Source organism: Rhodothermales bacterium (assembly GCA_013002345.1).
Classification (GTDB): domain Bacteria; phylum Bacteroidota; class Rhodothermia; order Rhodothermales; family JABDKH01; genus JABDKH01.
The window spans coordinates 24,246-34,199 of sequence record JABDKH010000321.1 but is presented as its reverse complement, the minus strand read 5'-3'; the positions used below and the strand labels follow the sequence as shown (position 1 = coordinate 34,199).

The window sequence follows — 9,954 nt, the reverse complement described above, 5'->3', positions numbered from 1 at the left end:
GTCTTGCCTCACTGATGTGCTTTGCGATAGCCGCGTGGGCCCTGTTCGGGAAGCACGACGCGAAGACGGACTAGCGGGTCGCACGGTAGGATCGACCGAGATTCGATTCCCGCCGGCACCAGACACGGCCGATTGTCGAACCCGATCCTATCCGAACAGCCATCGGACGACGTACACCGCCATAAGGAACGCGGCGAAGTCGGCGATCAGGCCGACCGGTATCGCGTGGCGAGTCTTCTTGATGCCGGCCGCGCCGAAGTACACTGCGATCACGTAGAAAGTGGTCTCCGTCGACCCGAACATGGTCGCAGCCATCTTGACCAGCAGCGAGTCCTCGCCAAATTGACTGATCATATCGAGCACGATCGCGGCCGATCCCGATCCCGTCAACGGTCGAATGATGCCCATGGGAATCATCTCGGCGGGAATCCCGACGAGTGCGAGAACCGGTCGAAGACCTTCAATGAGGAAGTCCATGGCACCGGAAGCGCGAAACATCCCGATCGCGAAAAGGATCGCAACGAGATACGGAATGATTACAACCGCTACGTCAAATCCTTCCTTGGCGCCCTCGACAAACTCCTCGTATACCGGAACGCGCTTGTAGAGTCCATAGAGTGGAAACCCGACGATCATCGCGGGCAGCACGAAGACGGACAGGATGTCGATAACGGTACGGACGATGTCCATGATCAGCTGGCCTCATCCGTATTAGCGGCGGCCGTGTCTTCAGATGGCATTACGCCGGGGTCAGATTGCCGATACGTCTTCATGCGGCCAAACAACTTGGTCATTGTGATGGCGATGACGAGTGAAAGCGAGGTCACGATAACGATCGAGAAGATGATCTTGTTGATCTGAAGACCCATCACGGCGACCAGCAAGACCGGTGGTACCAGCTGAACGCTTGCGGTGTTCATGGCGAGCAGCATGACCATCGAGTTCGTGGCGGTGTCGTCGGTCGGATTGAGGGTCTGCAGTTCCTCCATCGCCTTCAGGCCCAGTGGCGTTGCAGCGTTTCCAAGTCCGAGCACATTGGCCGTGAGATTGAGGGCGATCATTCCCATGGCCGGATGCCCCTCGGGAATCTCCGGGAAGAGCTTTCGCAGCACCGGCTGGGTAAACCGAACGAGTGCATAGAGGATACCCGACTTTTCTGCGATTCTCAGCAAGCCGAGCCACAACGCAAGCGCGCCGATGAGTCCAAGGGCAAGCGTAACGGCCGTTTCCGCAAAATCCAGCGCCGCCTGAGAAATCGCGTTCATCTTGACGAATCGGACCGGCGGAAAGACGATCGCGGCCGTGGCGGTCGTGACGGAAGAGTCTGCCGGGGTCAGAGAAGAGAACACGGCTAAAAGTTCACCGTCGCGTCCGCCGGCGACCTCGCGGATCGTGGCGAGCGGTTCGGGCAACGCTTCGTCTGCGGCGAATCGAAGTTGCCGACCGTCCGCAGTCTGGATCAACGTGCCCGAATACGATGCCGAGGGCGTCGCGTCAGTCCCATAGTGATTTCGGAATGACGCAGGGTCAATGCGAACCGTGGTCTCGAGACGTCTCGTGGTCGTGTCGTAGCCGTCGGGAAAATCCAGGTAGACGGGGAGGGACTCGCCGTTGCGGTACGTGTCCTTCTGGATATCCGATACGTCACGGACCAGCGCGAATACCAGGCTGAAAATGATCAGGCCGGCCCAGATGTAGTTGAGCATCGCTTGCAGGACGAATGAGCGGTGGCGCCACCATGATAAGCATTGAGTCACGATTTCGTGGCTTGATTGACCGTATTTCAGGATTTGCCGCGGCCGCTGCGTAAGGAGATCTTGTCACGGGCTGGGGAACGGGGAATAGGCGAGGCGGATACTTGTGGCAGACGGGGGGGCGCATTCTTTCGAGGAGTTGCCAGCTCGCAGACAAAGATCCCTCGACGGGCTCGGGATGACGTTAGGGTGAGACTGGCCGACGTACGCCGAAAACGGGGCAAGACTCGGGACGTTTCGTGGTGGATGCGCGGCGAGACAAAATCGTCATTCCGAGCGCACGCGAGGAACCTGTGTCCGCCACTGGCACGCAGTTATGGCGGACATCGCTGGTGTGTCTGTCTGATGTTGCCATGCGAACATGCTATGTGTATATCCTCTCCAGCCAGACACGAACGCTGTACGTTGGTGTAACCAGTGACCTGAGTCGACGCATGGCCGAGCACCGAGCGAAGATTGGCAGCAGATTTGCTGCGAAGTACAACGTTACTCGCCTCGTCCACGTCGAGTCGTTCGATTCAATCTCCGAAGCGATCATCCGCGAAAAGCAGATCAAAGGATGGCGCAGATCAAAGAAGTTGGCGCTTATCCGCATGCACAACCCGAGGTGGCGAGATCTTGCGGACGAACCTTAGGCAGCAAGTCTCACGACCTCCGACGGGCGAGTCGGGATTGCCCGCTCGACGGTCGTTCCACACCGGCAAGCGCCACCGTCAATCCGCCTCGGCGAAATGCCTCAGCACGGCGCTCGCAATGGATCGGCCCACGACCTGCGTGATTTCCGCCTCACCGGCTTCGCGGATCTTCTTGACGGAACCGAACTTCTTCAGCAGCTTGGTCGCCGACTGTTTCCCGACTCCCCTTATATCAAGGAGCTCGGACGTCAGCGTAGATTTCTTTCTCTGTTTCCGTTGCATCATGATGGCGAAGCGGTGCGCCTCGTTGCGGATGCGCTGCAATAACTGCAGCGAAGCACTGGCGCGCGGAATCAGCGCTGCTTCGGTATCTCCCGGAAAGAAAACCTCTTCCAGTCGCTTGGCCAATCCTACGACCGGAAATCGTCCGTACACGTCCAACTCCTTGAGCGACTCAACGGCGCTGGACAGTTGCCCCTTCCCGCCGTCAATCACCACGAGGTCCGGCCATGGCCCGTCCTCACTCTTGACACGTGTATACCGACGACGAATTACCTCGCGCATCGACTCGAAGTCATCCGGCTTGCCATGCTCGACGCCGCGAATGTTGAAACTCCGGTACTCGCTCTTGCGCGGCTTGCCGTCAATAAAGACTACACACGACGCGACGGTGCCTGTACCTCCGAGATGGGAGATATCGAAGCACTCGATGTGGCGGGGCAGATCGGGCAGTCTCAAGTCTGCCGCCAGCGTCTTTACCGCATGAGGAATCCGACCTTCCTGCTGTCGCTCTTTCTGCAGCTTGTACTCCTCAGCGAGCAGTCCCGCGTTGGAGACTACCATTCGCATCAAGCCCGCTTTGTCCCCTCGTTCCGGAACCTTCAGCGGCACTTTCTTTCCCTGTCGCTCCCGAAGAAATTCCTCCAGCGTCGACGGCTCGTCGGGCGCATCGGACAACACGACCTCGTCCGGAAAGAAGGTCGCCTCCGTGTAGTAGTGCTCCAGAAATGCCTGCATCACTTCCGCCTCACTTCGTCCGTCGACTCGCTTGATGTACTTGTGCTGGCTTCCGATCACCATTCCATCGCGCACCTTGAACAGGACGCCAACGCCGAAATCCTCCTCCCGATCGAGGTGCAGACCGAAGATGTCGCGGTCGACCAGTTCCTGGCTGACGACCTTCTGACGTTGTGAATGCTTCTCGATCGCGGCGATCCTGTCTCGCAGGTCGGCGGCATCTTCAAACTGCATGTCGCCGGCCACACGTTTCATCTCGTCATTTAGGAGCGACAGGAGATTTCGTGTCTTTCCCTCGAGCAATTTCTCAACCTGTCGGATCGTCTGGTCGTACGATTCCTCGCTCTGATACCCCACACAGGGCCCCTTGCATTTCTTAATGTGATACTCGAGGCAAGTCTGGTATTTGTTTGCAGCAATGTGTTCTGGAGCGAGATTCAGGCTGCATGTTCGTAGCTGGAAGATCGACCGGATGGTGTCCAGCATGAGGCGCATGTGCTTTACACTCGTGTACGGCCCGAAGTACCTGGAGCCGTCCTGACGAACACGTCTCGTGGGGAATACCCGTGGAAACCGCTCATTCTTTATGCAGATGTACGGGTAGCTCTTGTCATCACGAAGGTTGACGTTGTACCGAGGCTTGAGCCTCTTGATAAGGTTGTTCTCGAGAATGAGTGCCTCGACCTCTGTGTCCGTGACAATGATCTCCACATCTTCAACTTTCCGGATCATCGCCGCCAGCCTTCCGTCGCGAGGGCGCCCTTCCTGAAAATAGGAGCGAACGCGACTCCGGAGATTTTTTGCCTTGCCGACGTAGATCGTCTTACCCGCAGCATCCTTGTGCTGGTACGTTCCCGGCTTCGAGGGCAAGTGGTCGAGTTTGTCCTTCAGATTCGGGTTCACAATCGTCGGGGCTTCTGGGAAGAGTGCCGGGCTCGCTCGTAGCTACAGGGAAATTCTATCGCCGGGCGCGGTTGGCGGTCAGTCATCGGCAGGGGACATCGTTTGAGCGATAAGATCAGCCAGGAGACGGATGGACGACCGCGATGCAGCCCTGGCCGCCGGTATCACGTATCGCTCCGCCGCCCGGCGTCCGAGTTCGATTGCCAGTACAACTTCGGAATCATGAAAACTGCACTCCGCCAGCGACCGTACGGCGGGCTGCCGGCGCCGAGCAAACTCCCGGGCCCAGTCCGTGTACGGCGCTGAGACAATCAAGGCCATCCCTTCCTCGTCGGTGAAGCGTCGGGCCACCGGTTGCTCCGGGCTTTCGGCGCCGGTCGGAGTGCCGACGACGACAACGTAGAAGCAGCTCTCCAGCATTGAAGCAACGCGCATCCAGATCTCGTGCTGAAGACCGTGGGCAGTCGTGACAATGACCACGGCCGGCGACTGCCTGCTTCCGAATTCAAGCACGGATCCGATCTCCGGCGACGCTTTGCTAGTCGCGGCGGCGGTCTCGCACACCTCGATCAGGAGCCCGTGCGTATCGCGCGGATGGAAGAAGGCGACCCGCTTACCGTCGGCTCCGGCCTGGCTACTTTCCGACAGCGGACTCAGTCCCATCTCCGTGGCCCGCTTGATGACCTCAGCGACACTCTTGACTTCGAACGCCAGGTGATGGACGCCCTCACCTCGCTTCGTCAGGAATCGTTGCACGGGCGAAGACGAGTCGATCGCCTCCAGCAGTTCAAGCTTCGTCTCTCCGGCTCCGATGAAATGAGTTCGCACGCCCTCACGCTCGACGGTTTCACTTTTGTACGTTCGAAGGCCGAGCAGATCACCGAGCAGGGCCTCCACCGTCTTCGGATTCTCCACTGCGATGCCGATATGCTCCAACGTCGTCATGAGGATGCGTTGTATCTTTCGATTCTCCTGTGAACCCCGGCAATTTACGCACAATTCTCTCACGGCAGCGGATCAAGGCGCATCGGCGTCACACGCTTATGATCAGGCAGCGAATAGCAGTGATCGGCGGAGTCGCGGCAGGTCCCGCGGCGGCCGCACACGCAAAGCGCATTGACCCGGATGCCGACGTCATCCTCTTCGAGAAGGGTTCTCACATCTCGTATGGCGCCTGCGAGATGCCATACTACATCGCCGACCAGATCGAGTCCGCGGATACACTCGTCATCCACGATCCGGAATCGTTCCAGCGGGAGAAGTCAGTCGCGGTTTTTGCGGGTCACGACGTCACGGACGTTCACCCGAGCCGCAATCGGCTGGTCGTCCGCGAACTCGCAAGCGGTCGGTCTCGTGAAGAGCGCTTCGACAAGTTCATCTTCGCGACGGGCGCCTCAGCAATTCGACCGGATATTCAGGGCTCGGACGCAGACAACCTGTTCACCGTACGCTGTCTTGCCGACGCGATCGGTATCAAAAACTACATGTCGTCGCATCGCGTCCGTCACGCCATCATACTGGGCGGCGGATACATCGGACTTGAGATGGCTGAGGCCATGGTTCGTCGTCAGATTCGGACCACCGTTCTGGAGCCGGGCTCCGGTCTGCTGAACCGATATGTGTCACCGGCGCTTCGCGAGTACGTCCAGGATGTGGTGCACAAGAATGGCGTGCAGGTTCGATCGGAGAAGGCGGTCCGGTTCGACGTGGCAAGTAGTGGTGCGATAACCTCGGTGGGCACGGACAGTGGTGAGACGATCGGGTGCCAGCTGGTGATAGCCGCGATGGGGACACGACCCAATACCGAACTCGCGCGCCGCGCCGGACTGCGAATCACGGAAACGGGTACGGTGGAGGTAGATCCGCACATGCGCACGAGCGCTGCTAACGTGTGGGCGTGTGGCGACTGCGTCGAGGTCGAACGCATCGTGGATGGCCGGAAGATCTCACTGCCGCTTTCTCAGACGGCATTCCGCACCGCGCGCGTTGCCGCAGAGAACGCAGCCCGACGCGGTCGCGGGCAGCCGGCAAAATTTCCCGGCGTGTGCGGAGCGTCGGCCGTCAAGGTATTCGGGCTCGAAGTCGCCAGGGCCGGTCTCTCTCTGGATGAGGCCCGGGCCGCCGGATTCGACGCCTTTGTGGAGTCGGTAGATGATTGGTCGCGCGTCAGCTTCTACCCGGGAGCGCAGAGGTTGCATATCGAACTGGTAGTCGACCGCCGCAACGGACGACTGCTGGGTGGGGCAGCGGTCGGCACGGAAGGAGCGGCATTGCGTGTCAACGTGCTCGTTCCATTGATCTGGAAGGGATGGTTGGTGAGCGACATACGTGATCTGGATCTCATCTACGCACCGCCCCTCGCCCCGTCTCTGGATCCGCTGCTGGTGGCCGCGAATCGTGCAGTGCGCGGTATCCGCTCAACAAAACAGTAATCCGATCATATACAACGATGTCTCGGGGCATAGCCGGAAACTCCGGACTCTGAGGGTCGCAGGACCCTGCCTTTAACTAATCATTACACGCCGCCGGACGATACCTGCACCGAATGGCTATCATCGATGTACTCACCCTAATAACCAGTCATACGAGCGATGAGTTTTGACCCGAAGTTCTTTGGCGCAGTCGTGAGTATGGACCACGGCGACGCACGTATCATGTGCATGGCACAGCAGGGTGAGGATGACTCGCTCAGCATTCACTTCTTCAAGGTGGACACGACACTGACTGACACGCCGTTCAATTACCCGACCGAAGGTGAGCTTTCGTTCTCTGAAGAGCTTCGAGGAACGGGGCTCGCTGTGGCGATAGAGCAGAACCCGACGGATCCAGTTGAAGAGATCATTATGCGGCGATTGACTGAGGCATACGGAGCGTCCGCCACAGTTTCGATCAAGCAAATCGAACGTCCATCGCTGGTCAGCCTCTTCATGTAGCGCTCGATACGTATCGCCCACCCACGCGACTGGCGGTTGCGTGTTATCTTGCGGACCCCGATGAATCCCGGTTCCCGCACTGTCCTCGTCGAAGAAACATCCAAACCCGCGTTCCGAAGCGGTTCGCCAGCTCGAGCGGATCGAGTCAGATGGCGCGTTCTCTGGCCTGCTCGGTCTGCCCGATCAAATGGATGCGCGTGATAAACGCCAGCTGACCGATCTCGTCGCGGGAGTAACCCGCTGGCGGCGGTGGCTCGACTTTGTGATTGAGCAGTATGCGCGGCGGCCCGTCGACCAGCTGGATTCTCCGGTACGCCAGATGCTCCGGCTCGCTGCGTATGAGATGACCGTTCGTTCGCGTCCAGTTCATGCCGTGGTAAACGAATACGTCACGCTTGCCGGCAGGCTGGCGCGTCCGCAGGCCAAGGGCTTCATCAATGCTGTCTTGCGACGGGTCTCGGAGCACAGGGATGAACTTCCGGAGCCGCAAATGTCCGACCCTGCAGAACGCCTCGGCATTCGTTTCTCCCATCCCACTTGGATGGTCAGGCGATGGCTCGCACGCTATGGTGATGAAGCGACTCAGACGCTTCTCGCCTGGAACAACAAGCGGCCCGTGTTTGGTGTACGTGTGAACACGCTTCGCACCGACCGTGCAGCGGTGGAATCGCAGTTGACAGATAGGACTGTCGATTGGTCCGTTTCCGGTGTCCTTGACGATTTCTTGCGAGTCGAGTCGGTACAGCCGCTGCTCCAGTCGGGTATGCTTCTCGACGGATTGGTCCACGTTCAGGACGAGTCGGCAGGGCTCGTTGTGCGCGTGCTCGACCCGCAGCCTGACGAGACGGTTGTGGATGCCTGCGCCGCTCCCGGTGGAAAATCGCTGTACGCCTGCACACGCATGGCGGATAGAGGCCGAATTCTGGCACTGGACGCCAACGCGGCCCGGCTGCGGCTCGCCGAAAAGTCGGCCGTGGCCGCCGGGTGCTCCATCGTACAGTTTGTGACGGGAGATGCTACCGCACCTCAGCCTGAACTCGCTGGCGTGCTGGCCGATCGCGTTTTGATCGACGCGCCGTGCACCGGCCTGGGTGTGCTTTCCAAGCGCCCCGATCTGCGCTGGAGACGATCAGAGGCGGACCTTGCAACACGGGCCGAACTTCAGGACAATCTTCTGGATTCCGTGTCGGCCCTCGTCCGACCGGGTGGCCTGCTGGTCTACAGCACGTGCACGATCGAGCCGGAGGAGAACGATGATCGCGTCGACGCTTTCTTGCGACGACACGGCAACTTCGAAGTCGAGTCGGCGGCTCCCTTTGTCCCGACGGCCATGCTGACGCCGCGAGGCTTCTTCGCGTCGCTTCCGCATCGGGACGGAATGGACGGGGCGTTCGCCGCGCGGTTGCGACGACTCCACTGACGATTAAGCAGGCAGTTCGTCGGACAGTTTCTGCACTACGTAGAGCTTCAAATAGCTCGTCTCCTCCATGGAGTCGAGGACGGGATGATCGGGAGGCTGGAAGCCACGTGCCAGGATCCTGAATGACACCCCGGCCTTCTTCGCCGAGTATCGAACAACTTTGAGGAATTCTTGCTCATCGATCGCCTGTGAACAAGAGGATGTGACGAGGATGCCGTCTTCTTCGAGCAGCCTGAATCCGTTGATATTGATTCGCTGGTACGCCTTGATGCCGGATTCCCGATGGCGGCGCCCTTTGGCAAATGCGGGGGGGTCCAGAATCACCATCCCGAACTTCTTCTCGTTCGCCAACTCCTCGAGCCGGTCCATCGCGTCCGCACGCTCGTACGTAAAACGGTCCTGGAGTCCGTTGATCTCTGCGTTACGCTTGACCCGATCCAGTGCGGGCTGAGACGAATCGAGGGCGTACACCGACGTTGCTCCCGCTGCTGCCGCGTGTAGACCGAACCCGCCATCTGCACAGAACACATCCAGCACCGCTCGATCCCGGGCAAAGAGTTTCGACAGTCGCCGGTTTACGCGCTGGTCGATGAAGAAACCGGTCTTCAATCCGTCCAGCACATCGATTTCGAATTTGACGCCGTCCTCGTCGAGCAAGACTCGATCCGGCAGAGTCCCCCGAAGGACGCCTTTCGCTTGAGGCAACCCGTCCTTGTCCCGAAGGATGTTGTCATTGCGCTCGACAATCGCGGCCGGCGAGTACAGCTCAGTCAGAGCGTCCAGAATCACTTCGCGTCTCTGCTCCATTCCGTAGCAGAGTGTTGACCACGTCAGGACGTCGCCGTAGCGATCCACGATCGTTCCCGGCATGCCGTCGCTCTCACCATAGATGACACGACAATGGGTCGATTCTCCGAACACGGACTGTCGCAGCCGATATGCCTTCAACACGCGGGCCCGCAGGAAGTCGGCGTCGATCGTGGCAGCTGCGTGACGCGTCAGGAATCTTACCGCGATCTGTGATTCGGCGTGGTAGAACCCCTGGCCAAACACGTGCCCGGACGCATCGGTCACCCGCACGACGTCGCCGGTTGTCGGCGTTCCCTCGATCCGATCCACCAGGTTCCGAAAAACCCATGGATAGCCCTTTCGCAAAAACTTGTCTTTGTTCGGTTTCAGTACAATCGTCATGCTTCAGTACGCCAGTCAACAGTCGATTCTCGTTACTACAGAGTACGCCCTGTTGAGGGTAATAATATGTGCGCTTTTGACGGAAAGGGAACGGGTCCTGT

Annotated in this window: 9 protein-coding genes; 4 read left to right on the top strand and 5 right to left on the bottom strand. The window is 59.2% G+C overall.

Features of this window, described 5'->3' with window-relative positions; translation table 11 throughout:
- Nucleotides 1-147 precede the first annotated feature (147 nt).
- A complete protein-coding gene (locus HKN37_15360; protein ID NNE48029.1) occupies nt 148-690 on the bottom strand; it encodes a spore maturation protein in 543 nt (180 codons plus the stop codon).
- A gap of 2 nt (nt 691-692) precedes the next feature.
- The gene (locus tag HKN37_15355) at nt 693-1,706 is read right to left on the bottom strand and encodes a nucleoside recognition protein (GenBank protein NNE48028.1); all 1,014 of its coding nucleotides are present in this window, start codon (nt 1,704-1,706) and stop codon (nt 693-695) included.
- Between the two features lie 401 nt (nt 1,707-2,107).
- Here HKN37_15355 and HKN37_15350 point away from each other — a divergent pair, with 401 nt between their 5' ends.
- Nucleotides 2,108-2,389 carry a GIY-YIG nuclease family protein gene (locus tag HKN37_15350; protein NNE48027.1) on the top strand — a complete coding sequence of 94 codons (282 nt, stop codon included), beginning with the start codon at nt 2,108-2,110 and terminating at the stop codon, nt 2,387-2,389.
- A gap of 78 nt (nt 2,390-2,467) precedes the next feature.
- Here HKN37_15350 and HKN37_15345 read toward each other — a convergent pair whose 3' ends face one another.
- Nucleotides 2,468-4,309 (bottom strand): excinuclease ABC subunit C, encoded by a 1,842-nt coding sequence (locus tag HKN37_15345; GenBank protein ID NNE48026.1) that lies wholly within the window; start codon nt 4,307-4,309, stop codon nt 2,468-2,470.
- Between the two features lie 78 nt (nt 4,310-4,387).
- Nucleotides 4,388-5,254, bottom strand: coding sequence for a methylmalonyl-CoA epimerase (gene mce, locus HKN37_15340; GenBank protein NNE48025.1), 867 nt, complete (start codon nt 5,252-5,254; stop codon nt 4,388-4,390).
- A 98-nt stretch (nt 5,255-5,352) separates the two neighbouring features.
- Between mce and HKN37_15335 the strand changes: the two genes are divergently transcribed.
- The 3 genes from HKN37_15335 (at nt 5,353) to rsmB (ending at nt 8,662) form a co-directional block, all read left to right on the top strand.
- On the top strand, nt 5,353-6,741 hold the full coding sequence (locus HKN37_15335) for an FAD-dependent oxidoreductase (protein NNE48024.1): 1,389 nt from the start codon (nt 5,353-5,355) through the stop codon (nt 6,739-6,741).
- Between the two features lie 159 nt (nt 6,742-6,900).
- Nucleotides 6,901-7,242 carry a hypothetical protein gene (locus HKN37_15330; GenBank protein NNE48023.1) on the top strand — a complete coding sequence of 114 codons (342 nt, stop codon included), beginning with the start codon at nt 6,901-6,903 and terminating at the stop codon, nt 7,240-7,242.
- Nucleotides 7,243-7,321: 79 nt separating this feature from the next.
- Entirely contained in the window at nt 7,322-8,662 is a 1,341-nt protein-coding gene (rsmB, locus tag HKN37_15325; protein ID NNE48022.1) for a 16S rRNA (cytosine(967)-C(5))-methyltransferase RsmB, read from the top strand.
- Between the two features lie 3 nt (nt 8,663-8,665).
- On the opposite strand, the gene HKN37_15320 is transcribed toward rsmB, so the two are convergent.
- A complete protein-coding gene (locus HKN37_15320; GenBank protein NNE48021.1) occupies nt 8,666-9,853 on the bottom strand; it encodes a class I SAM-dependent rRNA methyltransferase in 1,188 nt (395 codons plus the stop codon).
- Between the last annotated feature and the right edge of the window lie 101 nt (nt 9,854-9,954).

Excerpts from the sequence above, each read along its gene's own strand:
- HKN37_15335 (NNE48024.1), top strand. The coding sequence starts at position 5,353 with ATGATCAGGCAGCGAATAGCAGTGATCGGCGGAGTCGCGGCAGGTCCC.
- HKN37_15330 (NNE48023.1), top strand. The coding sequence starts at position 6,901 with ATGAGTTTTGACCCGAAGTTCTTTGGCGCAGTCGTGAGTATGGACCAC.
- HKN37_15355 (NNE48028.1), bottom strand. The coding sequence starts at position 1,706 with ATGCTCAACTACATCTGGGCCGGCCTGATCATTTTCAGCCTGGTATTC.
- mce (NNE48025.1), bottom strand. The coding sequence starts at position 5,254 with ATGACGACGTTGGAGCATATCGGCATCGCAGTGGAGAATCCGAAGACG.
- HKN37_15350 (NNE48027.1), top strand. The coding sequence starts at position 2,108 with ATGCGAACATGCTATGTGTATATCCTCTCCAGCCAGACACGAACGCTG.
- HKN37_15320 (NNE48021.1), bottom strand. The coding sequence starts at position 9,853 with ATGACGATTGTACTGAAACCGAACAAAGACAAGTTTTTGCGAAAGGGC.
- HKN37_15360 (NNE48029.1), bottom strand. The coding sequence starts at position 690 with ATGGACATCGTCCGTACCGTTATCGACATCCTGTCCGTCTTCGTGCTG.